The following is a 24,111-nucleotide window of genomic DNA, read 5'->3' as shown; positions in this document are numbered from 1 at the left end:
GCAAGGACACTCCCTTTCCATTCTCAAGCGAGGACCATCATGACGATCTCCGTTGGCGACAAACTGCCGGGTGCGACCTTCAAGACAATGACCGCCGACGGTGCAAAGCCGATCACGACGGGCGAGATATTCTCAGGAAAGACGGTCGTGCTGTTTGGCGTTCCAGGCGCTTTCACGCCGACCTGCAGCAATAATCACCTGCCGGGCTACCTGGATAATTACGACGCCATCCTGGCGCGCGGCGTCGACACTATCGCCGTCGTCTCGGTCAACGATGTTCACGTCATGGGAGCCTGGGCTCGCTTCAGCGGCGGTGAAGGCAAAATACTTTATCTTGCCGATGGCAATGGCGATTTCGCCAAATCGGTCGGCCTCGACGCCGACCTCTCCAGCGGCGGCATGGGGCTGCGCTCGAGGCGTTTTTCGATGATCGTCGATGACGGCAAGGTCACCGCACTCAATGTCGAGACAAAGCCCGGCGTCGACGAGTCCGGTGCGGCTCACATTCTCGGACAGCTTTCCGTCTTGGCGACAGCCTAGGCCAGGGATGACAAAGGGCGCCTTCGAGCGCTACGCGTTCAAAGGATGCCGCCTTTTCATCGGCGCATGATCCTTCCGAAAGCCGACCCGGTTTTCGGGGCCATGCGTCGGCGCTTCGGGACTGCTTGCTTTTGGGGACCTCGGTTATGTCTGACATCTTTTGGCGCGCTGTCGCGATCGGTATCGGCGCAACCGCGCTTATGGATATCTGGGCGATTTTCCTGAACAAGGCGTTTGCTCAGCCGCGGCCGAACTGGGGGCTGGTCGGCCGCTGGGTCTGGCATCTCAGGGAAGGCAAGGTCTTCCATGACGACATTGGCGAGGCCTCGCCCTATGCGCATGAATCTGCACTTGGCTGGGCCTTTCATTATGCTGTCGGCATCGTCTACGGCATCATACTGGTCGTGCTGGCCGGAACGGCCTGGCTCACCGCGCCGACCTTCCTGCCGGCCTTTATCCTCGGCATCGTCACCGTCGGCGCCGGTTGGTTTCTGCTGGCGCCCGGCATGGGTGCCGGCTGGGCCGCTTCGAAGCGCCCCAATCCAATGCAGGTCCGCGCCCTCAATCTGGTGTCGCACACGGTGTTCGCGCTCGGACTGTTCGGCACCGCCCTGCTCATCCGATAGCCAAGTCAGCCGTCGCGGCGCTGCGCCGGCCTGTCGATCGGCTGCCATCCATGGATAACGCGACGCGCACCGGTATCGTATGCGAAGTAGTTCCCGCCGCCCGCTGGCTGATCCGCCTCGCGGCTGATTTCCCGACCGCTCAAAGAGAGCAGCAGGAGCGTTCCGACACCTCCGTGACCTATGAATGCGACGTCGACAGCGGCGTCGGTGCCTAGCACAGTGTCTACCTCGCTTAGAATACGACGCTGGGCATCGATAGCTCGCTCCCATCCACGAATGCTGCTGTTTGGATTGGCGAAGAATTGGTCGGCGACCGCTTCGAACTCGGAAGGCGGCAGGAAACCGGTTGCCGATCGGTCATTCTCATGCATCCCTTCCCTCACCTCGATCGCAAGGCGGAGATGCCTTCCGAGTATCTCGGCGGTTTCTATCGCCTTGCGTTCACCCGATGACACGATCCGCCGAATCGACCCAACCCACGGCTGATCGAGCATTGCCGATGTTCTCGCTCGCCCGACGTCGGATAGTCCCCATTCCGCCACTGGAACGTTGGCATCGACCTGAACCTGGGGATGCGTGATGTAGTATGCGATCGGCATGATAGAGCTCTTCCTGCCAGAGAGCGGACCCGCAGCCGGAATTCAATAGCTTTGGGTCGAGCGCCGCGCCTTTGTGGTCGTCGGCTGCTTTGACTGCGAACCTGGTACTGGTGCCACAGTCTTGACGAGCCCTTTCTTGAATGGCGCCATGCCGAGCCGCGCCAATTCATCGGCGCGCTCGTTCTCGGGATGGCCGGCATGGCCCTTGACCCAATGCCAGGTGACCTGATGGCGGTTACGCGCTGCATCGAGCTGCTGCCACAGCTCGGCATTCTTCACCGGCTGCCTGGCGGCCGTCTTCCAGCCGTTGCGCTTCCAGCCGTCGATCCAGCTGAAAATACCGTCCTTGACATAGTTGCTGTCGGTATAAAGATCGACGGCGCAGGGCTCCTTGAGCGCATTAAGCGCCGAGATGGCCGCCAACAGTTCCATACGGTTGTTGGTGGTGGCAGCCTCGCCGCCCGACAGTTCTTTCGTGACACCGTTGAAGCGCAAGACCGCGCCCCAGCCGCCAGGCCCGGGATTGCCCGAACAGGCACCATCGGTGAAGATTTCAACGCGCTTGGTCATGTTAGTCCATATTCGGAAGGAGAGTTGATCGCCCGATGGAAGCGCATCCGGCGGATATATTCGGTCGGGTCGCGTTTCATCACAAGCCCGCCGTCCGGGACCGTCAGCCAGTCGTAGAGCCGGGTCAGCATGAAGCGCAGCGCCGAACCGCGCGCCAGCATCGGCAGCGCCGCTTTCTCGTCGCTGCTCAGCGGCCGCACGCTTTGGTAGCCGGCAAGCAACGCCGTGCCCTTGGTCAGATTGAAGGAAAAATCCTTCTCGAAGCACCAGGCGTTGAGGCACGTGGCAACATCATAAGCGTAGAGGTCGTTGCAGGCGAAATAGAAGTCGATCAGCCCGGACAGTTTCTCGCCGAGGAAGAATACATTGTCCGGGAAAAGATCGGCATGGATGATGCCCTGCGGCAGACCGTTCGGCCAGTTCCGCTCGAAATCGGCGAAATCGGCATCGACCTCGGCCGCCAATCCCGGCTCGACCTCATCGGCGCGGGCGTGGGCGGCGTTCCACAGCTTGCGCCAGCCATCGATGGCAAGGGCGTTGGGGCGGGTCATCGGGAAATCCGCGCCGGCGAGATGCAGTGCCGCCAGCGCCTTGCCGACCTCGCCGCAATGCCCAGCTGTCGGCCGCCGCAGCGATAGACCCTCAAGGAAGGTGATGATGACCGCCGGCCGGCCGGCCAGCGTTCCGATCACACCGCCATCCTGCGCGGTGACCGGGAGCGGGCACGAAATGCCCTTTCTGGCGAGGTGGGCCATGAGGCCCAGAAAGAACGGCAGGTCAGCCTTGTCGACGCGCTTCTCGTAAAGCGTCAGTATGTAGGAGCCGCTGCTGGTGTGCAGCAGAAAATTCGAATTTTCGGTGCCTTCGGCGATGCCCTTGTAGGACAAGAGATCGCCGACCGGATAGTTCCTGAGGAACGCGCCGAGCTCGCCCTCATTGACGTCGGTGTAGACCGCCATCGTTGCTACGCAGCCCCGTTGACGAAGGCCATGTCGGCTGCCGTCAGTTCGACATCGCGCAACACCCGCATCACCGGAAAATCCTCCGTCTCCGTCGCCGTCACGGCCAGCTCGATGGTCACGTCGAAGCGCTGCCGGAAGGCATCGACAATCTCGTCGACGATGATCTCCGGCGCCGAGGCGCCCGCCGACAGCCCGAGCGTCGAGATGTTGGCAATGTCATTCCACGGAATTTCGGAGGCGCGCTGCACGAGAAGTGACATCGAGGCGCCGGCGCGCTCGGCCACTTCGACCAGGCGTCGCGAGTTGGAGGAGTTGGGCGCACCGACGACCAGGAAGAGATCGGCGCCGGCCGCTGTTTCCTTGACCGCCTCCTGGCGATTGGTGGTGGCATAGCAGATCGATTCCGCCGCCGGCGCGTGCAGCTCGGGAAAACGTTGCTGCAGGGCGCGGATGATGCCGGCGGTGTCCTCGACCGACAGCGTTGTCTGGGTGACGAAACCGAGCGCTTGCGGGTCTGCGGGCACGAAGCTTGCGGCGTCGGCTTCGGTCTCGATCAGAGTGACCGCGCCGTCCGGCAACTGGCCCATTGTGCCGATCACCTCAGGATGCCCGGCATGGCCGATCAAAAGCACGTGGCGGCCAAGCCGCTGATGGCGCATTGCCTGCTTGTGGACTTTCGAGACCAGCGGGCACGTCGCGTCGAGATAGAACAGGTTGCGGGACCGGGCGTCGGCCGGCACCGATTTCGGCACGCCATGCGCCGAAAAGACGACCGGGCTCTGGCGATGCTCGGGCGGGATCTCGGAGAGCTCCTCGATGAACACCGCGCCGAGGCTTTGCAGCCCTTCGACGACGTAGCGGTTGTGCACGATCTCGTGGCGGACATAAACCGGCGCGCCATATTTCTTGAGCGCCAGCACGACGATCTGGATGGCACGGTCAACGCCTGCACAGAAACCGCGCGGCTGGCAGAGCCGGATGGTCAGCGGTGGCTTTGTCTGAAGCATGATTGCGTCTTACGCTGATTGTAGGCCGGTTGATCGGACTATGACTTCTGAGCTCAAGGCGCGAAATGAGGTGTGCGGCCCTGCCCTGTCAAGGGTAGTGGCGGCGATCATTGGTCTTTCGCCGGGCGGCGGAGCCAGGAGATCAGGACACCGGCAAGGGCGACGGCAAGGCCGTACCAGGTTATCGCATATTGCAGATGGCTGTTCGGCAGGTCGATGACGGTGACGCCGCCGACGGGCAGCCCGCCGGGGTTGGCGGCGGCGTTCGCATCGATGAAGATCGGCACCAGCGCCGCACCTGCCGTCAGGCCGGCGCTCGAGGCCATCGCGTCACGATCTTTCCAGTAGAAGATGTTCTTCTGCGGATCATTGTCGGGAAGCATCATCGAGGGCTTGGCCGGCAGCGGGTTGCGGGCGAGCCCCGTCACCGTCACTTTGCCCGTCACCTGCCCCTGCGGCCGCTTGGCGGGGTCCTTGAAATCGTAGGGCACGAAGCCGCGGTTGATCAGCACGAAACGGCCATCCTCGAGTTGCAGCGGCGTGAAGACATCGAAGCCGGACTGGCCTTCCCAGGTGGCGAGGAAATGCCGTTCGCCTTGATGCAGGAAAGTGCCGGTCACTATCACCGGCGTGTAGTCCACGTCGCCGGTGGCAGCAAACCGCTTTTCGACCTCGGCCAATGGCACAGGCGCCGAATGCGTGCGCTGGTCGATCGTCTGGAGAAGGCCCTCTTTCCAGTGCAGGCGCTGAACCTGCCAGGTGCCGAGCGCCAGCAGGATCAAAGACACGACGATACCCAGGCCGAGCGCCAATGCGCGTTTCGGCCGCGACCGGCCGGCCACCAAACCTGATGCCTCGCTCATTCGCCGCGGTCCAGCCGGCCCTCGGCCGCCTTGTTGCGGTATTGCAGCGTCAGCAGCACGCCCTTGATCAGCCTGAGCGCCGCCAGGCACAGCACCAGCGTCAGCGGAATCCACAGCAACAGATGCAGCCAGAGCGGCGGATTGAGCGTCACCTCCATCCACAGCGCCAGGCCGACGACGATGAATCCGATGATCAGAATAACGAACACCGCCGGCCCGTCGCCGGCATCGGCGAAGGAATAATCGAGGCCGCAATTGGTACAGCGATCGCCGACTGTGAGGAACCCGGAGAACAGCTTGCCCTCGCCACAGCGGGGGCAGCGGCCATGCAGGCCGGCCGAGATCGGATCGATTGGTGGCCAGATCGCCTTGTCGTCGCTCATGGGTCATCCTAGGAGCATTCGCCGCAAAAGATAAGGCGGCCACGTCGCCGCAGCCGCCTTGTCTATTTCCTCGGCCCCATTTTCCTCGGGCCTATTTCCTCGGGCCAATGTCAGTGCGGTTCGATCATTGCGCCGTTCGATGCCCAGACATAGATCGAGGCAAAGAGGAATAGCCACACCACGTCGACGAAATGCCAGTACCAGGCGGCGGCCTCGAAGCCGAAATGCTGCTTGGGCGTGAAGTCGCCCTTCATGGCGCGGATCAGGCAGACCAGCAGAAAGATCGTGCCGATGATGACGTGGAAACCATGGAAGCCGGTCGCCATGAAGAAAGTGGCGCCGTAGATTGAATCCCGGAAGCCGAATGGCGCGTGCATGTACTCGTAGGCCTGCACCATGGTGAACAGCATACCGAGGCCGACGGTCAGCACCAAGCCATTGATCAGCCCCTTGCGGTCGCCATGGATGAGCGAGTGGTGCGCCCAGGTCACCGTGGTGCCCGACAAAAGCAGGATGACGGTGTTGTAAAGCGGCAGATGGAAAGGGTCGAGAACTTCGAGGCCCTTGGGCGGCCAGACGCCACCGGTGAAGGCGGTACGGGCGTATTGATGGACCTCGCCGGGGAACAGGCTGGCGTCGAAGAACGCCCAGAACCAGGCGACGAAGAACATCACCTCGGAGGCGATGAACATGATCATGCCGTAGCGCAGATGCAGCGACACGACACGGGTGTGGTGCCCCTCATGCGCTTCCTTGATCGTATCCGACCACCAGGCGAACATCGTGTAGATGACGATCAGCAGGCCGATGAAGAACAACCATGGATTGGCGATGTTGAAACCGAAGATGGGGAAATCGCCGCCCTTGAGATATTGCATGTAACAGACGCCGCCGATCGCGGTCACCAGCGCCCCGACGGAGCCCAGGAAAGGCCATGGGCTCGGGTCCACGAGGTGGTAGTCATGTTGCGGTTTTGCGTGTGCGTCTGCCATATCAACCCCCGAGGCTTGCTTCGGTATCTGAACTCTTGTTGCGGCGGCCGTCGGCCGGCACCGATGATGCGACCGGCTTGGTCTTGTCGACCGGGAACATCGTGTAGGACAGGGTAATCGTCTTCAAATCCTTCAATTCCGGCGCGTTGACGATGTCGGGATCGACATAGAACACGACCGGCATGTCCAACGTCTCGCCCGGCTTCAGCGTCGTGTCGGTGAAGCAGAAACACTCGACCTTGTTGAAGTAAGGTCCGGCCAGTTCAGGCTGTACATTGAAGGTGGCGCGTCCGGTGATGGGCCGGCTGAATTTGTTGGTCGCGCTGAAATGCGCCTCGGCTGTTTCGCCGATCTTGATGGTGATCGAGCGGGCGACCGGCTGGAATTGCCAGGGAATGCCGACGGTGTTGGCATCGAAGCGGATGGTGATGTCACGGTCGAGCACCCGATCGGCATATTGCTGGGTCGCCCGTTTTACGGTGCCGCCGTAGCCTGTCGCCTGGCAGAACATCGCGTAGAGCGGCACCGCGGCATAGGCCATGCCGATCATGCCGCCGAAGAACGCGATGCAGACGCCGGCGACGACGCGGTTCGTATTCTTCTTCGTGGGGTCGGTGACTGTTTGCCTGGTCATGTTCAGCTCACATCGAACCGGTGACGCTGTGACCAAATTTCACGATGGTCGCGACGTAGAATATGACCACCAGCGCCGCCAGCGCGAAGCCGATTGCGGCCGAGCGATTGCGGCGGGCCTTCTGCTGACGGTCGGTCAGCGTGACCAGTTCAAGCTTCTTTTCGGCCATGCTCATGCTCCACCGATGGTCAGCGCGCGCGCGACGACGCAATCGCCAAGGTAGGCGGCGAAGATGGCGAAGAGATAGAGCAGCGAATAGCCGAACAGGGCCTTGGCCGGCTTCATCGCCCGGTCGTCATCGGCCATTTGCAGCACCTTCCACGCATACCAGACGAAGCCGGCGCCGAGCAGCAATGCAACGACGCCATAGGCTGGCGTGGTGAAGCCGAGAACCCAGGGCAGCACGCCAACCGGCGCGAGGACCAGCGCATAGGCAAAGATCTGGCGTCTGGTCGCGGGATGGCCGGCGACATTCGGCATCATCGGAATGCCTGCCTTGGCGTAGTCCTCCGACTTGAAGAGCGCGAGCGCCCAGAAATGCGGTGGCGTCCACAGGAAGATGATCAGGAACAGCACCAAGCTTTCGAGGCTGACCGATCCGGTTACCGCCGCCCAGCCGATGACCGGCGGAATGGCACCGGCAGCACCGCCGATGACAATGTTCTGTGGCGTCCAGCGCTTCAGCCACATCGTGTAGATGACGGCATAGAAAAAGATGGTGAAGGCCAGAAGCGATGCGGCCAACCAGTTGACCAGCACGCCGAGCGTCATCACCGACAGAACCGACAGCACCAGCCCGAAGCTCAATGCCTCGCCAGGCCGTATGCGGCCGGCCGGCACGGGACGGCCGGCGGTGCGCGTCATCACCGCATCGATGTCTGCGTCATACCACATGTTGAGCGCACCGGACGCGCCGGCACCAATGGCAATAGCCAGGATCGCGATCACCGCCAGCAGCGGATTGATGGTCACCGGGGCGGCGACCATGCCGACAAACGCTGTGAACACCACCAGCGACATGACGCGCGGCTTCAGCAGGGCGAAGAAATCGCCCGCCGTCGCTTCCGACATGCGGAAGCCCGGCTCGTCAATCAGTCTGTCTTCGGCAAGGGCCATGCGTACTTAGAGTCCATCATTCCGTTGGCCAAAACCGCCGGACGGCCGGCGGTTCTGTATTAAAGGAGGCAACCGCCTACTTGATCTTCGGCAGCTGTTCCCATTGGTGGAACGGCGGCGGCGAAGGCAGCTGCCATTCCAGCGTGGTCGCACCCTCACCCCAAGGATTGGCGCCGGCGACCCGCTTCTTCTGGAACGCCTCGAAGACGCCGAACAGGAAGATGACGACGCCGACAGCCGAGATGTACGAGCCGTAGGACGACACCATATTCCAGCCGGCGAAGGCATCGGGATAGTCGATATAGCGACGCGGCATTCCGGAGAGACCGAGGAAATGCTGCGGGAAAAAGACCAGGTTGACGCCGACGAAAGTGACCCAGAAGTGGGTGTTGGCGATCACCGGCGAATACATGTAGCCGGTCATCTTCGGGAACCAGTAGTACCAGCCGGCGAAGATGGCGAAGACCGCGCCCAGTGACAGCACGTAGTGGAAGTGCGCAACCACGAAATAGGTGTCGTGCAGCGGGCGGTCGAGGCCGGCATTGGCCAATTGCACGCCGGTGACGCCACCAACTGTGAACAGGAAGATGAAGCCGATCGCCCACAGCATCGGGGTCTTAAGCGAAATCGACCCGCCCCACATAGTGGCGATCCACGAGAAGATCTTCACGCCCGTCGGCACCGCGATGACCATGGTGGCGAAGACGAAATAGCGCTGGGTGTCGAGCGACAGGCCCGTCGTGTACATGTGGTGGGCCCAGACGATGAAGCCCACCGCGCCGATGGCAACCATCGCATAGGCCATGCCGAGATAGCCGAACACCGGCTTCCTCGAAAAGGTCGAGATGATATGGCTGATGATGCCGAAGCCCGGCAGGATCAGGATATAGACTTCTGGATGGCCGAAGAACCAGAACAGGTGCTGGAACAGGATCGGGTCGCCGCCGCCGTCCGGGGCGAAGAAGGTAGTGCCGAAATTGCGGTCGGTCAAAAGCATGGTGATGCCGCCGGCCAGCACCGGCAACGACAGCAGCAGCAGGAAGGCGGTGATCAACACCGACCACGCGAACAGCGGCATCTTGTGCATGGTCATGCCGGGCGCGCGCATGTTGAAGATGGTGGTGATGAAGTTGATGGCGCCAAGAATCGAGGAGGCGCCGGCGATGTGGATTGAAAGGATCGCCAGGTCCATGGCCGGTCCAGGCTGGCCCGATGTCGAGAGCGGCGGATAAAGCGTCCAGCCGCCACCGACGCCATAGGCGCCCGGCGCACTCGGGACGAAGGCCGAGATAATCAGCAGGATGAAAGCCGGCGGCAGCAGCCAGAACGAGACGTTGTTCATGCGCGGGAACGCCATGTCCGGCGCGCCGATCATGATCGGCACCATCCAGTTGGCAAAGCCGCCGATCAGCGCCGGCATCACCATGAAGAAGATCATGATCAGCGCATGCGCGGTGGTGAAGGCATTGTACATGCTCTTGCCGCCGTCGATGGCGGCGTCACCGTTCATGCCGTAGACCATCTGTGCCAGGCCAGTGAATATCTGGATGCCCGGCTCCTGCAATTCCATGCGCATGACGACCGATAAGGCGCCACCGATGCAGCCCGCCATGATCGCGAAGATCAGATAAAGCGTACCGATGTCCTTGTGGTTGGTCGAATACACCCACCGGACCCAGCCATGATACGGCTTGTGGTCGTGGTCGTCGTGAGCTGCAGCGTCTGCCATGGTCGGCTCCGTTCCCTGAATCTTTTCTGGTCGCGGCATCAGTTGCCGGCGGCCGCTACCTTGTTCGTGCCATCGACCTCGGCCATCAGCGCCTTGTTGGCGCCGGGAAGATCGGTCTTGGCTGCCGCCAGCCAGGTCTTGTATTGCGCATCGGAGACGACGCGAATGGCGATCGGCATGAAGGCGTGGTCCTTGCCGCAGAGTTCCGAGCACTGGCCGTAATAGAGGCCTTCCTTGTCGGCCTTGAACCACACCTCGTTGATGCGGCCCGGCACCGCGTCGGTCTTGATGCCGAAGGACGGCATGGCAAAGGCGTGAATGACGTCGGTCGCCGTCACCAGCACGCGAGTCATGGTGTTGACAGGCACCACCATCTCATTGTCGACGGCGAGCAGGCGCGGATAGGCGGCGCGATCTTCCTTGCCGGCAGCAGCCCTGTCGGCATCCTGAAGGATCGCGGAATTGAAGGAAAGCGTGTTGTCGACCTGGTATTCGTAATCCCAGTTCCACTGATTGCCTGTCGCCTTGACGGTCAGCTTGGCTTCTTCCGGCGGCGTGTATTGCGCGGTCAGCAGCTGGAACGAAGGAATGGCGAGACAGAGCAGGATGACGACGGGACCGACAGTCCAGATGACCTCGATCAGCGTGTTGTGGCTGGTGCGCGACGGGGTCGGGTTGACGCTCGCCCGGAATTTCAAAATGCAGTAGGCGATCAGAAAAAGCACCAAGGCGGTGATCACAATGATGAACGCGAACGAATAGTTTCCGAACCACTCGATCTGCCTCATAATATCGGTCGCCGGAGGCTGAAAACTGGTTTCCCAGGGTTGAGGCTGGGCTGCATGAGCGGATGCAGCGGCAAACAACGTGGCGGCGGCACTAGCTACGATTTTGGCGGTTGCCAGGAATTTTCTCATCGCCCTCGTCATCTCCCAGTTCCTCGCGATCGGACCGCAAGAATGCCGAATAATGCCGGGACGGGAATCCCGGACAATTCAAGGCTGGTTCAAACCATACTCTATTTGCCTCCGCAAGAAAGGAGCGGCGGAACCCGTGCGGCATTTTTGCGCGCAAGCGCGGCTGTAGCTTCGTGCGGTGACCGCTCGTCGCGAATCACCGGAGCGGCATCCCGGCAGAATGAGCCGCGCGGCGCGCGAAACCGTCGCAATTAGGGCGAAATTGGCACGGAAAAGCGCATTGTCGCCTATGTCGGGGCAGACCGCGGGGGTCTCGTCCTTTACTTGGGTTTAGTGCGGCTTAAAGTGCCGTGATTCGCAATGGAGCCGTCATGAACGCTTGGCTTTCGAGAACCTTGGCGGAGGTCATCCTTGTTGCCGCCGCAATAGCCTTGTCAGGCGGCGGCCTGGCCAATGCCGCGCAGCCAAGCGGCACGGTGAAGTCGACGCATGGGGCGTGGTCGATCATCTGCGATACGCCGGCCGGTGCTACGTCCGAACAATGCGTGATGATGCAGAACGTGGTCGCCGAGGACCGCCCGGAAATGGGTCTTTCCGTTGTCGTGCTGCGTACAGCCGACAACAAGGCCGAAATCCTTCGTGTGCTGGCGCCGCTCGGCGTGCTGTTGCCCAACGGCCTCGGCCTCAATGTCGACGGCAAGGATATCGGCCGCGCCTATTTCGTGCGCTGTTTCCAGGACGGCTGCTATGCCGAGGTCATCCTGGAAAAGCCGCTGCTCGACACGCTGAAGACCGGTACGTCGGCGACCTTTATCGTCTTCCAGACGCCCGAAGAAGGCATCGGCATTCCCGTCGACCTCAAGGGTTTTGCCGACGGCTTCGCCGCCCTGCCTTGAACGCGGTCTTGTAGCACGATCCAGTGATTGTTGACCGGCCGCGGTCACGGCAAATCTCATTTCAGATTGTCTGTGCAGGCCTTCGCGCCTACATCGTGGGAAACAATCCTCCTGCGAATGGACCTGCCATGAACAGCCTGATCGGCCAATTCGACATTTCCGACGATCGCATCAAGCAGATCGTCGCCGAGACCATCAACGGCGCCGACGACGGCGAACTGTTTCTCGAATACAGCGAAAGCGAAGCGCTGATGTTCGACAATGGCAAGCTGAAGACCGCGAATTTCAACACCGACCAGGGTTTCGGCCTGCGCGCCGTCGCTGGCGAGGCCAGCGGCTACGCCCATTCCAGTGATCTCTCCGAAGCCTCGCTGCGGCGCGCCGCCGATGCCGTTTCGACGGTGAAGAGCGGCTATTCCGGCACGCTTGCCGCAGCGCCCGCCCGCACCAACCGCCATCTCTACGGCGACGGAAACCCGATCCCCTCGCCTTCCTTCGAGACCAAGGCCAAGTTGCTTCAGGAAATCGATGCATGGCTGCGGGCCGAAGATCCGCGCGTCAGGCAGGTGACGGCGTCGCTCGCCGCCTCCTGGCAGCATGTCGAGATCGTGCGCGCCGATGGCCAGATGGTCCGCGACATCCGCCCGCTGGTCAGGATCAACGTATCGGTGGTGGTCGGCGACGGCGACCGCCAGGAGAGCGGCTCCTACGGCATGGGAGGCCGCAAGGATTTTGGCGAATTCCTGGTCGAGGACAGCTGGCGGCACGCGGCCAAGGAGGCACTGCGGCAGGCGCTCGTCAATCTCGAAGCGGTTCCAGCACCTGCCGGCACTTTCGACATCGTGCTGTCGAGCGGCTGGCCGGGCGTCATGTTGCACGAGGCCGTCGGCCACGGGCTGGAAGGCGATTTCAACCGCAAGAAGACGTCGGCCTTTGCCGGCCTGCTTGGCCAGCAGGTGGCGGCGAAAGGCGTCACCGTCGTTGACGACGGCACCATGCCCGAGCGGCGAGGTTCGCTGACCGTCGACGACGAAGGCACGCCTTCGGCCCATAACGTGCTGATCGATGATGGCAAGCTGGTCGGCTACATGCAGGACCGCCAGAATGCACGGCTGATGGGCATGAAGGCCACCGGCAACGGGCGGCGCCAAGGTTACGCGCATGAGCCGATGCCGCGCATGACCAACACCTACATGACGGCAGGCGACATGGAGCCGGAGGAAATCATAGCCTCGGTCAAGAACGGCATCTATGCCGTGTCGTTCGGTGGCGGCCAGGTCGACATCACTTCGGGCAAGTTCGTGTTCGGCTGCACCGAGGCCTACATGATCGAGAACGGCAAGGTGACGCAACCGATCAAGGGCGCCATGCTGATCGGCAATGGGCCGGATGCCATGCATCGCGTTTCGATGGTCGGCAACGACATGAAGCTCGACACCGGCATCGGCATGTGCGGCAAGGCCGGACAGGGCGTGCCGGTCGGCGTCGGCCAGCCGCATCTCAGGATGAACCAGATGACGGTCGGCGGCACCAGGGTTTGATGCGGCTGCCGCCTTCCGGTAACATCGCCTTCCAAATGATGTTTCCGGATGCCGGTGTCTTCGACCATGTCCAAAGCCAAAATCGTCATCCTGACAGGCGCCGGCATTTCGGCGGAATCGGGCGTCGCCACGTTCCGGGATCCCGACGGGGTCTGGGCGAAATACGACCTGCAGGACGTGGCCACGCCGCAAGGTTTTGCGCGCGACCCCGTAAAGGTGCAGGATTTCTACAATATGCGCCGGCGGCAGATGGGCAGCGTCGAGCCGAATGCGGCGCACGCCGCGCTGGCCAAGCTCGAGCAGAAATTCCCAGGCGACGTCCTCGTCGTCACGCAGAATATCGACGACCTGCATGAGCGCGCCGGTTCGCGCAAACTGATCCATATGCATGGAGAACTGGGCCATGCCCTTTGCCTGACCTGCGGGCAAAGCAGCACCTGGGCCGACGACATCGCTGCCCATTCGGCCTGTCCAGCGTGTGGCGCAAAAGGTCAATTGAGGCCTGACGTGGTCTGGTTCGGCGAAATGCCTTACCGCATGGAGGAGGTCGGCGAGGCGCTGACGCGCTGCGACCTATTCGTGGCCATCGGCACCAGCGGGAGTGTCTACCCGGCAGCAGGTTTCGTGGAGGAGGCACGCGCGGCCGGAGCCGTAACAGCCGAACTCAATCTGAAATGCGCCGGCTGGGCCTCCCGTTTCGACGAGCAGATGGAAGGGCCGGCGACACAAGTGGTGCCCGCCTTCGTCGAGCGCGTCCTTTCAGGCGCAGGCTAGCACCGTCTGGCTATGCAGCCTTGAATTCAGCGCGCGATCAGCATCTTTGTTATGTCGGGAGAGGAAACTGTGATCGCTGCCGGAGAAAAGCTAGAAGTCACCAGTTCGACCGACGATCAAGTCGCACTGCCTGTTCCAGTCTTGCCTTTAACACGGCCAGAGGACGTATTTGGATCCCTGCCCCACATAGGCAGGCCGAAGACGTTGGAAGAGATGGAGGCGGGTGTGCCCGCCGCAGCTCGAACTGCCCTAAAGCCATGATGCCGCTGTTTTCGGCAGGCGATGGTCGGGATCGATGATTTCAAGATCCGGAGCATCGTTTTCGTTCCAGCGCCACAGCGCGACGCATGTGCCGCCAGGCGACATGAAGGACGGGTAGATCACGCCGTGCAGCCCGTCGCCAAGCAAGCGGTCTCTCAGTTGGTGCGTCTCGGGCACAAAGCCTCCATCCACGATGTCACGCCATTCGCACCGGTGAATGTCGGCCGTTACACCGAGCTTCGACAGCGTATCAGCCTCTGTCAGGTCGGCCAGCCGGGCGCCTGACAGTTTCAATTGTGCAATCAGCGCCGGGTGCTGGACAAAACCCTGATTGTACTCGGCCCAAGCCGTGGACAGTTCCCGGGCGGCGTAGATCGCCGGCGTGCCAATCGGATTCCAGCGGCCGCCGAAGCGGGCCGCGCCCTCACCGGAAAGCGGCAGATGGGCCCAGCGCGGCACAAAAGCGCGCCATAGAGTCAGCCTGGGTTCAGGCATAGATGCCGGAGCGGACTGCCTCCAGATAGGCAAGCACCTTGTCAGTCTTGCCTTCGCGAACGAGATCGTAGGCGGTCTTTCCCGCCCAGCCGGGGATCGGCTGATGTTTGAACCAGATCGCGGCACGCTGTTCATCACCGGCCATCTCGCCGGCCATCGCCAGGATGCGGACGATGGGACTCAATGCGGCGTCGACCTTGCGCGCACCGGACTTGGCGGCAAGCGTGTTGCGCGCGAGACCGGTCAGGCCGGCCAGTTCAGTCATATTGACCCCTAGCAGTGCGGCTACCCGCCTCGGCGAGAGAAACGGCGCCCGCTCCTCGCCGAAGCGCGATGCCGAATTTTCAAAGGCTGCGGTGCTCATGGCAATTTCCTAGCCCAGTTTGAACGACGTACACTCAAAATGTGCTTTTTTGGTGCGCATTTCAAGCCCTAGCTGCTAGCGCCTTCGTCTCGGCTTCTCCAACAGCGCGACGGCCTCGACATGCGGCGACCACAGGAACTGGTCGATCGGGATTACGCTCTTCAAGGCGTAACCGCCATCGAGGAGGATGCGAAGATCCCGCGCCAGCGTCACCGGATTGCAGGACACCGCGGCGACGAGCGGCACGTCGGAGCGCGCGATCTGCTTCGACTGGTCCTCGGCGCCGGCGCGGGGCGGGTCGAAGACTACGCCGTCAAAGGCATTCAACTCCTTGAATGTGAGCGGCCGCCGGAACAGGTCGCGACGTTCGCCGGTCACCCGCTTCAGGCCGCTGGCGAAACGGAAGGCCCGGTCAAGCGCCGAGAGTGCTGCCGCATCGCCTTCCACCGCATGAACCTCCGATCTTGAGGCCAGACGCAGTGCGAAGCTTCCGCAGCCGGCGAAGAGATCGGCGACCTTTTTGGCGCGCGCGAGATGCTGGCCGACAATGTCGGCCATCGCTTCTTCGGCGGCCTCGGTCGCCTGCAGGAAAGCGCCTGGCGGCACTGCGACAGCGACGCCACCAAACAGGACGACCGGTTTCTTTGGTTCGATAATGATCTCGCCGTCGACCGACAGCCTGGCTAGCCTCTCGGCAATGACAAAGTTCGAGGCGACGCGGCGCTGGTTCTCGCCAAGCTTACCGGAATCGTGAACCGCGACATCGAGGCCGGAACCGGTCACCGTCACCGCCATGTGGAACGATTTGGTCGTGGTGCAGATCAGTCCGGCAAGCATCCTCAAACGGTCGAGCGCAGCGACGATCTGCGGCAGCGAGATCGGGCATTCCTCGATGGAGATGATTTCGGACGACAGCGCGCGAACGAAGCCGAACTGCATTCCCGCCTCGCTCCGCCGGGCAGTGAAGACGACGCGGCGGCGCGTGTGCGGCGCGCACGGCACCAGCGGGCCGACATCGCAGGCGATGCCCTTGCTCTTCAGCGCATGCACGACCCTTTCGCGCTTCCATTGGTGATAGGCTTCAGTCTCGAGATGCTGGACGGCGCAGCCGCCGCATTCGCCGAAATGGCGGCACGGCGGATCGACTCGCAGCGGCGAGGCCTCAAGCACCGACATCAAGGTAGCGCGATCTTTCTCCCGCCCGGCGGTGACGACCTCTCCCGGCAGCGTAAACGGAATGAAAACCTCGCCGGTCTCGGTCTCGGCGATGCCGTCGCCCTGCGAGCCCAATTTTGCGATCGTGAAACGCGTGGTCATCGCTTCTCAATCCCGGCCCGCCCGATCTTGGCAGGCTTGGTCGCGACGGCCTTGATGCCGCCGAGCAGGAACTCGCGGTTGCCGTCGCCGCCCTCTATCGGCGACAGATGAAGTCCCAACGAGCGCCAGCCGGGAATGGCATCGAGCCAGTCCTGCATCAGGCCGGCAATGCGCGCCGCATCATAGGGGTCCTTCAGCAGGCCGCCCTTGCCGATCGCCTCGCGGCCGGCCTCGAATTGCGGCTTGACCAGAAACACGGCTTTTGCGCCGTTCCTGGCCAAGGCAAGCGCCGGCGGCAGCGCCAGTTTCAGCGATATGAAGCTGACATCCGAGACGATGAAATCCGGCACACGGCCGCCGAGATCGGCGGCCGACAGTTCGCGCGCATTCAGGCCTTCAATCACCGTCACGCGCGGATCGCCGGCAATGTCGGAGTGGATCTGGCCGTGCCCGACATCGATCGCCGTGACATGCGCCGCGCCGCGTTCGAGAAGTACCTGCGTGAAGCCGCCGGTCGAGGCGCCGACATCGAGCGCTTCGCTACCGGTGGGGTCGAGGCCGAAATGGTCGAGACCAGCCTTCAGCTTCAGTGCGGCGCGCGAGACGTAACCTTGCGCCGGATCGTCAACGACGATGTTGCACTCAGGCAGAACGGCCTGGCCCGGCTTGTGGGCGACGATGCCGTCGACCGTCACGGTGCCGCGCGCCACCGCATCGCGAGCACGCGAGCGGCTGGCAAACAGGCCGCGCTGGACGAGTAATTCGTCGAGCCGCTGGCGAATGCTGGCTGGCGGAAGGGAAGTCATCGGCCTTCATGGCGAATGCCAACGATGATGGCAAGGATATTGGCGATGAGACAAGGCATAGTTGGAAAAGCGGGTGAACTCATCAGCCGCTCCGCTGTTTGTCGAACCTCGCACGACACCCGACGCAATGCTAAGAAGAGATGCCGTTTAGCCGTCGAAACGTGGAGGAGGAACATGCTGACGGGAACCTGCCACTGCGGCGCAGCCCACTGGACCCTGGAGGGCGATCCCGGTTCGATCACTGCCTGCAACTGTACGCTTTGCCGTCGCTACGGCACGCTCTGGGCGTATGACTATGTCGACGAACGCATCCGCCTTGCGGGGCCCGTGAGTGCCTATACGCGCGTTGGAAGGGCTCACCCTTCGCTTGAGATTCTGTTCTGTCCAACGTGCGCTTGCGTCCTGGCCTGGCGCGGATTGCGTGCCGATACCGCCGGTCGCCACCGCATCGCCGTCAATATGAGGCTTGCGCCGCCGGAGGCTGTCGCCGACCTCCCGATCGATCATTTCGACGGTCTCGACACATTCGAGGATTTGCCGAGGGATGGTCGCTGTGTGCGGGATATGTGGTTCTAGTTCCTAGAATATGGTCCGCGAAACCCGCCGTTCAACGGCCGGCGTCAGACCGTCGCTGCTGTCGCCGGACACCTGCGGGCGCGGCCGGTCAACGGAAATGGACGCCTTCGGCAAGGTATCTGGCACGACGACGAATTGCGGCGCCTCCTTGTAGGAGAAGCCGCCACGGATTTGGCCGATCTTGCCGGCGACGATGCCCATCACCGCCTCTTCGAGTTTGCGGTCGTAGCGCGTTTCGGCCACGGCCGACGCGGCGAAGATGGCCGTTAGCGCGATGCCGCCCAAAGGCGATCTCATTGGTCTTCTTTCCCCTGCCGGTCGCTTTCTAGCAGGGCGGCGTTGAAAAACAGCCAAAGGACACGGTAAGCAAATCGCCAAATGGCAGCGTAAACAGTATCTTACGACTGTTCGCCGGTAATTTGATTCAAGCAGTTGAGATCTTGATTCAGACTGGCATTTGCAGCCAAGCAGAATCTTTTGGCGTTGCAGAAACGCGGAAACAACTAGGCGCGCTGGGCCTGCGCGGTATGCCCCAACGCCACGAACACTGTGCGCACGATGCCGGCGCTGTCCAGCCCGGCATCGGCATACATCTTTTCCGGCTTGGCATGGTCGACGAAAGTGTCGGGCAGCACCAGCGGGCGCACCTTCAGGCCGCTCTCCAGCAGCCCTTCGTGGGCCAGGAACTGCAGCACATGGCTGGCGAAGCCGCCGACCGCGCCCTCTTCCACCGTCACCAGTATCTCGTGCGAACGGGCCAGCCGCCGGATCAGATCCTCGTCGAGCGGCTTGGCAAAACGGGCATCGGCGACCGTGGTCGAAAGCCCCGCCGCGCCAAGCTCCTCGGCCGCGGCCAGGCAATCCTGCAGCCTGGTGCCGAAGGAAAGCAGCGCAACCTTGGTGCCTTCCCTGACGATCCGGCCCTTGCCGATCTCCAATACCGAGCCGCGCTGCGGCATCTCGACGCCAACGCCGTTGCCGCGCGGATAGCGGAAGGCGATCGGGCCGTCATCGTAGCTTGCAGCGGTGCGTACCATGTGGCGCAGCTCGGCCTCATCGGCCGCCGCCATGACGACGAAACCGGGCAGCGTCGCCAGGAAGGTGGTGTCGAAAGCGCCGCAATGGGTGGCACCATCGGCGCCGACGAAGCCGGCGCGGTCGATCGGAAAGCGCACCGGCAATTTCTGGATCGCCACGTCGTGGACGACCTGGTCGTAGGCGCGCTGCAGGAAGGTCGAGTAGATCGCCGCGAAAGGCTTGAAGCCTTCCGTGGCAAGGCCGGCGGCGAAGGTCACCGCATGCTGCTCGGCAATGCCGACATCGAAGGTCCTCGCCGGAAACGCTTCGCCGAAGAGGTCAAGCCCGGTGCCGTTCGGCATGGCGGCGGTGATGGCGACGATGCGGTCGTCCTCTCGGGCCTCCTGGATCAGACTGTCGGCAAACACCTTGGTGTAGCTCGGCGCGTTGGCGGGCGCCTTGGCCTGGGCGCCGGTAATGACGTCGAATTTGTTGACGCCGTGATATTTGTCGGCGGCCGCCTCGGCCGGGGCGTAGCCCTTGCCCTTCTGGGTCACGACGTGGATCAGCACCGGGCCGTCGGCATTGTCGCGGACGTTCTTCAGCACCGGGATCAGGTGCTCGAGGTTGTGGCCGTCGATTGGGCCGATGTGGTAGAAACCCATTTCCTCGAACAGCGTGCCGCCGGTGACGTAGCCGCGCGCGTGCTCGACCGCCCGCTTGATGGCGCGATCGGCGCGCTCGCCGAGATAGGACGTCAGCTTCTTGCCGAAATCGCGCAACCCCAGATAGGTCTTGCCAGACGCCAGACGGGCCAGATAGGCGCTCATTGCGCCGGTCGGTGGAGCGATCGACATATCGTTGTCGTTCAAGATGACGATTAGCCGGGCATCGAGTGCGCCGGCATTGTTCATCGCCTCATAAGCCATGCCGGCCGACATGGCGCCGTCGCCGATGACGGCAATGACATTGTTGCGGCCATCGGACAGATCGCGCGCCATCGCCATGCCGAGGCCGGCTGAAATCGAGGTCGAGGAGTGGGCTGCGCCGAACGGATCGTATTCGCTCTCGACGCGACGGGTGAAACCGGACAGCCCCCCCTCCTGCCGCAGCGTGCGGATGCGGTCGCGGCGGCCGGTCAGGATCTTGTGCGGATAGGCCTGGTGGCCGACGTCCCAGATCAGCCGATCGTCCGGCGTGTTGAAGACGTAGTGCAGCGCGACGGTCAACTCGACCACGCCAAGGCCGGCGCCGAGATGCCCGCCGGTGTGGGAGACGACGTCGATCAGTTCGGCGCGAAGCTCGGAAGCCAGCTGCGGCAGGTCGCCTTCGGCAAGCGTGCGCAAATCGGCTGGGACGCGGACCTTGTCGAGAAGCGGCGTATCGGGCTTTGCGTTCACTGTTTGCGAGCCTGGTCAGATTTTCTGTTCATCGTGAAATATGCCGCTGGCCGGCGAATGTAAATGTGGCGGTAACGCGCATCAGCTTTCGGGCAGCGGGATGAACTCTTGCTCGTCTCCGGGAACGATATCGAAGCGGCCCGTCTTCCATTCTTCTTTCGCCTGTTCGATGCGTTCCTTTGAGGACGATACGAAATTCCACCAGATATAACGTTTCGAACCGAGCGAAGCGCCGCCAAACAGCATGAAATGAGCGCCGCTCTCCGATAAAACAACGATCTCATCGCCGGGCCGGAAAACCAGCAGCCGCTCGGCCGGGAAGCGGTCACCGGATATCGAAACCTCGCCTTCCAGCGTATAGATGGCGCGCTCCTCGGCATCGGCCGGGATCTTCACGCTGGCACCCGGCGCCAGCCTGAGATCGGCGTACAGTGTGTCCGAAGCGGTCGCGACCGGGGAGCGCATTCCGGAAAACGCACCGATGACGATATGGCCGCTGACCCCCTCGGCATCGATTTCGGGCAGGCGCAGCGCCGCGGTGTTTTCGAAGATCGGCGCGACCTCCTCCTTGCCGTCCGGCAGCGCCAACCATGTCTGCAGGCCGGAAACCGACATCGGCGCGCCGCGCAGTTCTTCTGGCGTGCGCTCCGAATGGACGATGCCGCGGCCGGCGGTCATCAGATTCACGTCGCCGGGCTGGACCACCATCTCGGTGCCGAGCGAATCACGGTGCCTGATCTTGCCGTCGAACAGGTAAGTCACCGTCGACAGTCCGATATGCGGATGCGGACGGACGTCGAGCGCCTGGCCGGCCCGAAGAACTGCCGGACCCATACGATCGAAGAAGATGAAAGGTCCGACCAGCCGGGGCCTGGCCGTCGGCAAGGCGCGGCGAACCTGAAATCCGCCAATATCCTTGGCGTTCGGAATGACCATCAGCTCGATCTGATCGCTGGCGAAGGCATCGCCCATCTGCGGATCGTTTCCGGGAAAGAAGCTCACGCGGTCCCCTCAGGCGAAGCGAAGTGCAGATTTGGCCTTCGCCTTGGCCGCCACCTCTTCGCGATTGCGCGGATGCTGCGTCGTTTCGAGGCTGTCGAGCAATTCGCGCGCCGAGGCGGCAATGGCCTCGACGGCATGGTCGAACGCATGCTGGTTCTGTTTTGACGGTCGCGTCGTTCCGCTCAGCTTGCGGACAAACTGAAGTGCGGCATCGCGGACCTCGTCATTGGTTGCCGGCGGATCGAAATTGAACAGGGTTTTGATGTTTCTGCACATCGTTCGCAATCTCCTCTCGTCCTGGAGCCGTTTCAGACGGGATGAGTTTTATCCTCAATCATGGTGATGTCCAAAGCCGGCAAGCACAATCGTCGTTCGAGGCCGCCTCAATCCGCGTCCAACGGCTCTGTCCCCACCGGCCTGCCGTCACGCGACAGCCTGATTTTCTCGACCTTGTCCTCGGCCGCCTTCAACAGCCGGTCGCAATGCGCCTTCAGCGCCTCGCCGCGCTCGTAGATGCGGATCGACTGGTCGAGCGGCACGTCGCCGCGCTCCAGATCGTCGACGATGCTCTCTAGCGCGTCGAGCGCCTGCTCGAAGCTCATCGCCTTGACGTCCTCGTTGGTCTCACCAGCCATCGTCTATCCCTTCATCAGCCGCCCGACATGGGCGGCGACTGAAAATGCCAATCCCTGCAGATCGTAGCCGCCCTCGAGCAGGCTGACGACCCGATTGCCGCTAAGGCGCCCGGCGCGTTCGAGCAACTGGCCGGTCGCCCAGTCGAAATCATCCTCGGTCAGGTTGATCTCGGCCAGCGGATCGCGGTGGTGGGCGTCGAAACCGGCGGAGATGATGATAAGATCGGGCGCAAAATTGTCGAGCGCCGGCAGGATGCGCGACAGAAAGGCGTCGCGGAAAACATCGCTGCCGCTCTGCGGCGCCAGCGGCGCGTTGACGATGTTGCCGGCGCCAGTTTCGCTCACGGCCCCGGTGCCGGGGTAAAGCGGCATCTGGTGCGTCGAGCAATAGAGCACCGACGGATCGTCCCAGAAAATGTCCTGCGTGCCGTTGCCGTGATGCACATCCCAGTCGACGACGGCAACGCGGTCGGCGCCATGGTTCTTCTGCGCGTAGCGTGCCGCGATCGCCGCGGTGTTGAACAGGCAAAAACCCATGGAGGTGGTCTTTTCGGCATGATGGCCAGGCGGCCGTGCGGCGACGAAGACATTGTCGGCACGGCCGGTGAAGACGTCGTCAACAGCAGCGTTGGCAGCCCCGATCGCAGTCACGGCCGCCTGCCAGCTCTTTGGGCTGGCGGTGGTATCGGCGTCGATACGGGCGATGCCGGTGTCCGGTATCGCTGTGCGGACACGTTCGACGAATTCGGGCGGATGCGCGTAAAGGATGGTTGCCTCGTCGCCTTCCGGCGCCTGGACGCGATCGAGCGCCGCGAAGGCCTCGTCGTCAAGCACACGCTCTATGGCGCGCAAACGGTCCGGCCGCTCCGGGTGACCGGGCGGGGTTATGTGCTCGAGGAAAATCGGATGGGTGTAAAGTCTCGTGACCATGCCCCGATATAGGCGCGCCTCGACGCTTTGGCCATGTTTTAGCGTCTCGCTGGTGTGATGTTCAACAGGGTTTAAGCGGGCGGGGCCGGCTGGTTCCAGCGCGAGCCGCCAGATTGCTGGAAAGAACAACCTCAGGCCGGTGACTGGTCAATCTCGGGGTGCATCGACGATAGTCGATCAGGCTGGTGCAGCCTGCCGGTGCGATTGAGAAGCCCTTCCAGAAGAACCTTGAACGCCTTCACTGCCTTCTTCGACGTCGCTTCGGGATCGTTCGAATTTGCGATCCACTGCGCCGCATGCAACGAGGCGCCGCTGACCAGCCTTGCCGCGGCTTCGGGATCGACGGCAAGAATGGTCCCCTCGTCGCTCAGTCTTTGCAGGCTCTCCGTCATCGAGCGGATGCATGTGCTCTGGCTTGGCCATTGCGATGGATCGCCGAGCACCGCCGGGCCGTCGCGAAGCACAATACGCTGGATCTCCGGCTCCAGCGCCATCTCAATATAGGCGGTGCATTCGTCGACAAAGCCCTGCCAGAGATTGTCCGGCTTGGCCGAAACGACCTTCAGCCGGGCCGACATTTCGGCGTCGATCTCGGCGATGACCGCCTGGAGAAGGCCCTTCTTGTCGCCGAAGTGATGATAGAGCGCACCGCGCGTCAGCCCGGCCGATGCCGTGAAATCATCCATCGAGGCTTCGGCATAGCCGAGCGTCCCGAAGGCCTGGCGTGCCGCGGCAATCAGCTTGGCGCGGGTCTCGGCAATCATCTCCTTGCGTGGTCTGTGCATGCTCTGGCCCTATTAACATACGCTTCGTATGCCAATTGACATACGCGGCGTATGATCTATTTAAACTCATACGTTACGTATGTAATCGTCGAACCGTTCGTTGTCGAGGAGCCAGACCATGCAAAATCCCTATACCCAGATCTTTCGCCCGCCTGGCGCCATAGGCTTCGCCGCAGCCGGGTTCGTTGCCCGGCTGCCGATGGCCATGGCTCCGATCGGGATCGTTGCGATGCTGTCACAGACTGATGGCGAATACTGGCTGGCCGGCGCTGTCTCCGCGACATATGCGCTTGCCAACGCTTTCGTCGCGCCACAGGTATCGCGACTGGTGGATCGCCTCGGCCAGACGCGGATTGTGGTGCCGACCACCGTGA

29 protein-coding genes and 1 pseudogene are annotated in these 24,111 nt (G+C 62.5%); 7 read left to right on the top strand and 23 right to left on the bottom strand.

Annotated features, from left to right (window positions below; genetic code table 11):
• Window positions 1-39: 39 nt before the first annotated feature.
• Both NKI50_RS09105 and NKI50_RS09100 read left to right on the top strand, forming a co-directional pair.
• Window positions 40-540, top strand: a complete 501-nt coding sequence (locus NKI50_RS09105; protein ID WP_023716932.1) for a peroxiredoxin — start codon at window positions 40-42, stop codon at window positions 538-540.
• A 146-nt stretch (window positions 541-686) separates the two neighbouring features.
• Window positions 687-1,166: a DUF2938 domain-containing protein gene (locus tag NKI50_RS09100; protein WP_352483706.1), complete on the top strand. Its 480-nt coding sequence runs from the start codon at window positions 687-689 to the stop codon at window positions 1,164-1,166.
• 5 nt (window positions 1,167-1,171) lie between these two features.
• Here NKI50_RS09100 and NKI50_RS09095 read toward each other — a convergent pair whose 3' ends face one another.
• The 12 genes from NKI50_RS09095 to coxB all read right to left on the bottom strand — a co-directional run bounded on the left by NKI50_RS09095 (window position 1,172) and on the right by coxB (window position 10,938).
• Entirely contained in the window at window positions 1,172-1,765 is a 594-nt protein-coding gene (locus NKI50_RS09095; protein WP_352639232.1) for a histidine phosphatase family protein, read from the bottom strand.
• 42 nt (window positions 1,766-1,807) lie between these two features.
• A complete protein-coding gene (gene rnhA, locus NKI50_RS09090) occupies window positions 1,808-2,335 on the bottom strand; it encodes a ribonuclease HI (RefSeq protein WP_352483707.1) in 528 nt (175 codons plus the stop codon).
• Window positions 2,332-3,294 (bottom strand): homoserine kinase, encoded by a 963-nt coding sequence (locus NKI50_RS09085; protein ID WP_023716928.1) that lies wholly within the window; start codon window positions 3,292-3,294, stop codon window positions 2,332-2,334. The genes rnhA and NKI50_RS09085 overlap by 4 nt, the downstream gene beginning before the upstream one ends.
• A gap of 5 nt (window positions 3,295-3,299) precedes the next feature.
• Window positions 3,300-4,304: a 4-hydroxy-3-methylbut-2-enyl diphosphate reductase gene (gene ispH, locus NKI50_RS09080; protein WP_352716255.1), complete on the bottom strand. Its 1,005-nt coding sequence runs from the start codon at window positions 4,302-4,304 to the stop codon at window positions 3,300-3,302.
• A 107-nt stretch (window positions 4,305-4,411) separates the two neighbouring features.
• Window positions 4,412-5,167: an SURF1 family protein gene (locus NKI50_RS09075; RefSeq protein WP_352547565.1), complete on the bottom strand. Its 756-nt coding sequence runs from the start codon at window positions 5,165-5,167 to the stop codon at window positions 4,412-4,414.
• Window positions 5,164-5,550 carry a DUF983 domain-containing protein gene (locus NKI50_RS09070; protein WP_023716925.1) on the bottom strand — a complete coding sequence of 129 codons (387 nt, stop codon included), beginning with the start codon at window positions 5,548-5,550 and terminating at the stop codon, window positions 5,164-5,166. Before NKI50_RS09070 ends, NKI50_RS09075 begins: the two co-directional genes overlap by 4 nt.
• 110 nt (window positions 5,551-5,660) lie before the next feature.
• Window positions 5,661-6,542 (bottom strand): cytochrome c oxidase subunit 3, encoded by an 882-nt coding sequence (locus tag NKI50_RS09065; RefSeq protein WP_023716924.1) that lies wholly within the window; start codon window positions 6,540-6,542, stop codon window positions 5,661-5,663.
• A 1-nt stretch (window position 6,543) separates the two neighbouring features.
• A complete protein-coding gene (locus NKI50_RS09060) occupies window positions 6,544-7,176 on the bottom strand; it encodes a cytochrome c oxidase assembly protein (RefSeq protein ID WP_352547562.1) in 633 nt (210 codons plus the stop codon).
• 7 nt (window positions 7,177-7,183) lie between these two features.
• Complete coding sequence (locus NKI50_RS09055) at window positions 7,184-7,351, bottom strand: cytochrome c oxidase system small membrane protein (RefSeq protein WP_023716922.1); 168 nt, start codon at window positions 7,349-7,351, stop codon at window positions 7,184-7,186.
• Window positions 7,348-8,292 (bottom strand): heme o synthase, encoded by a 945-nt coding sequence (locus NKI50_RS09050; RefSeq protein ID WP_352716253.1) that lies wholly within the window; start codon window positions 8,290-8,292, stop codon window positions 7,348-7,350. Before NKI50_RS09050 ends, NKI50_RS09055 begins: the two co-directional genes overlap by 4 nt.
• Window positions 8,293-8,368: 76 nt before the next feature.
• Window positions 8,369-10,021 carry a cytochrome c oxidase subunit I gene (ctaD, locus tag NKI50_RS09045; protein WP_023716920.1) on the bottom strand — a complete coding sequence of 551 codons (1,653 nt, stop codon included), beginning with the start codon at window positions 10,019-10,021 and terminating at the stop codon, window positions 8,369-8,371.
• A 38-nt stretch (window positions 10,022-10,059) separates the two neighbouring features.
• The gene (gene coxB, locus NKI50_RS09040) at window positions 10,060-10,938 is read right to left on the bottom strand and encodes a cytochrome c oxidase subunit II (RefSeq protein ID WP_023716919.1); all 879 of its coding nucleotides are present in this window, start codon (window positions 10,936-10,938) and stop codon (window positions 10,060-10,062) included.
• Window positions 10,939-11,309: 371 nt separating this feature from the next.
• Between coxB and NKI50_RS09035 the strand changes: the two genes are divergently transcribed.
• The 3 genes from NKI50_RS09035 (at window position 11,310) to NKI50_RS09025 (ending at window position 14,149) form a co-directional block, all read left to right on the top strand.
• Complete coding sequence (locus NKI50_RS09035) at window positions 11,310-11,834, top strand: invasion associated locus B family protein (protein ID WP_023716918.1); 525 nt, start codon at window positions 11,310-11,312, stop codon at window positions 11,832-11,834.
• Between the two features lie 128 nt (window positions 11,835-11,962).
• Window positions 11,963-13,375 (top strand): metalloprotease TldD, encoded by a 1,413-nt coding sequence (tldD, locus tag NKI50_RS09030; protein ID WP_352639105.1) that lies wholly within the window; start codon window positions 11,963-11,965, stop codon window positions 13,373-13,375.
• Window positions 13,376-13,441: 66 nt separating this feature from the next.
• Entirely contained in the window at window positions 13,442-14,149 is a 708-nt protein-coding gene (locus NKI50_RS09025; RefSeq protein WP_352716250.1) for an NAD-dependent deacylase, read from the top strand.
• A gap of 249 nt (window positions 14,150-14,398) precedes the next feature.
• Here NKI50_RS09025 and NKI50_RS09020 read toward each other — a convergent pair whose 3' ends face one another.
• The 4 genes from NKI50_RS09020 to NKI50_RS09005 form a co-directional block, all read right to left on the bottom strand.
• The gene (locus NKI50_RS09020) at window positions 14,399-14,932 is read right to left on the bottom strand and encodes an RES family NAD+ phosphorylase (RefSeq protein ID WP_502895932.1); all 534 of its coding nucleotides are present in this window, start codon (window positions 14,930-14,932) and stop codon (window positions 14,399-14,401) included.
• Window positions 14,898-15,269: an antitoxin Xre/MbcA/ParS toxin-binding domain-containing protein gene (locus NKI50_RS09015; RefSeq protein WP_023716914.1), complete on the bottom strand. Its 372-nt coding sequence runs from the start codon at window positions 15,267-15,269 to the stop codon at window positions 14,898-14,900. Before NKI50_RS09015 ends, NKI50_RS09020 begins: the two co-directional genes overlap by 35 nt.
• Window positions 15,270-15,344: 75 nt before the next feature.
• A complete protein-coding gene (locus NKI50_RS09010) occupies window positions 15,345-16,586 on the bottom strand; it encodes a class I SAM-dependent RNA methyltransferase (protein WP_023716913.1) in 1,242 nt (413 codons plus the stop codon).
• Complete coding sequence (locus NKI50_RS09005; protein ID WP_352547559.1) at window positions 16,583-17,392, bottom strand: TlyA family RNA methyltransferase; 810 nt, start codon at window positions 17,390-17,392, stop codon at window positions 16,583-16,585. Before NKI50_RS09005 ends, NKI50_RS09010 begins: the two co-directional genes overlap by 4 nt.
• 174 nt (window positions 17,393-17,566) lie before the next feature.
• On the opposite strand from NKI50_RS09005, the gene NKI50_RS09000 reads away from it, so the two are divergent.
• Entirely contained in the window at window positions 17,567-17,968 is a 402-nt protein-coding gene (locus NKI50_RS09000; protein WP_352494381.1) for a GFA family protein, read from the top strand.
• Window positions 17,969-17,971: 3 nt separating this feature from the next.
• Here the strand turns inward: NKI50_RS09000 and NKI50_RS08995 are convergent, their stop codons facing one another.
• The 7 genes from NKI50_RS08995 to NKI50_RS08965 all read right to left on the bottom strand — a co-directional run bounded on the left by NKI50_RS08995 (window position 17,972) and on the right by NKI50_RS08965 (window position 23,737).
• Entirely contained in the window at window positions 17,972-18,265 is a 294-nt protein-coding gene (locus NKI50_RS08995; RefSeq protein WP_352716248.1) for a hypothetical protein, read from the bottom strand.
• 206 nt (window positions 18,266-18,471) lie between these two features.
• Window positions 18,472-20,385, bottom strand: coding sequence for a 1-deoxy-D-xylulose-5-phosphate synthase (gene dxs, locus NKI50_RS08990; RefSeq protein ID WP_023716910.1), 1,914 nt, complete (start codon window positions 20,383-20,385; stop codon window positions 18,472-18,474).
• Window positions 20,386-20,466: 81 nt separating this feature from the next.
• Window positions 20,467-21,387 (bottom strand): pirin family protein, encoded by a 921-nt coding sequence (locus NKI50_RS08985; protein WP_352716246.1) that lies wholly within the window; start codon window positions 21,385-21,387, stop codon window positions 20,467-20,469.
• A 9-nt stretch (window positions 21,388-21,396) separates the two neighbouring features.
• A complete protein-coding gene (locus NKI50_RS08980; RefSeq protein WP_023716908.1) occupies window positions 21,397-21,663 on the bottom strand; it encodes a DUF2277 domain-containing protein in 267 nt (88 codons plus the stop codon).
• A gap of 107 nt (window positions 21,664-21,770) precedes the next feature.
• On the bottom strand, window positions 21,771-22,022 hold the full coding sequence (locus NKI50_RS08975) for an exodeoxyribonuclease VII small subunit (RefSeq protein ID WP_352716244.1): 252 nt from the start codon (window positions 22,020-22,022) through the stop codon (window positions 21,771-21,773).
• 3 nt (window positions 22,023-22,025) lie between these two features.
• On the bottom strand, window positions 22,026-22,952 hold the full coding sequence (locus NKI50_RS08970; protein ID WP_023716906.1) for a histone deacetylase family protein: 927 nt from the start codon (window positions 22,950-22,952) through the stop codon (window positions 22,026-22,028).
• Window positions 22,953-23,083: 131 nt separating this feature from the next.
• The gene (locus tag NKI50_RS08965) at window positions 23,084-23,737 is read right to left on the bottom strand and encodes a TetR/AcrR family transcriptional regulator (protein WP_352716242.1); all 654 of its coding nucleotides are present in this window, start codon (window positions 23,735-23,737) and stop codon (window positions 23,084-23,086) included.
• Between the two features lie 118 nt (window positions 23,738-23,855).
• Here NKI50_RS08965 and NKI50_RS08960 point away from each other — a divergent pair.
• A pseudogene (locus NKI50_RS08960) lies at window positions 23,856-24,111 on the top strand (MFS transporter); the annotation flags it as partial.

The sequence above is a fragment of the Mesorhizobium sp. M0563 genome, assembly GCF_040321065.1.
Classification (GTDB): domain Bacteria; phylum Pseudomonadota; class Alphaproteobacteria; order Rhizobiales; family Rhizobiaceae; genus Mesorhizobium.
Note: the sequence above shows the minus strand (reverse complement) of the source record. Positions and strands in the feature narration are given on the sequence as shown.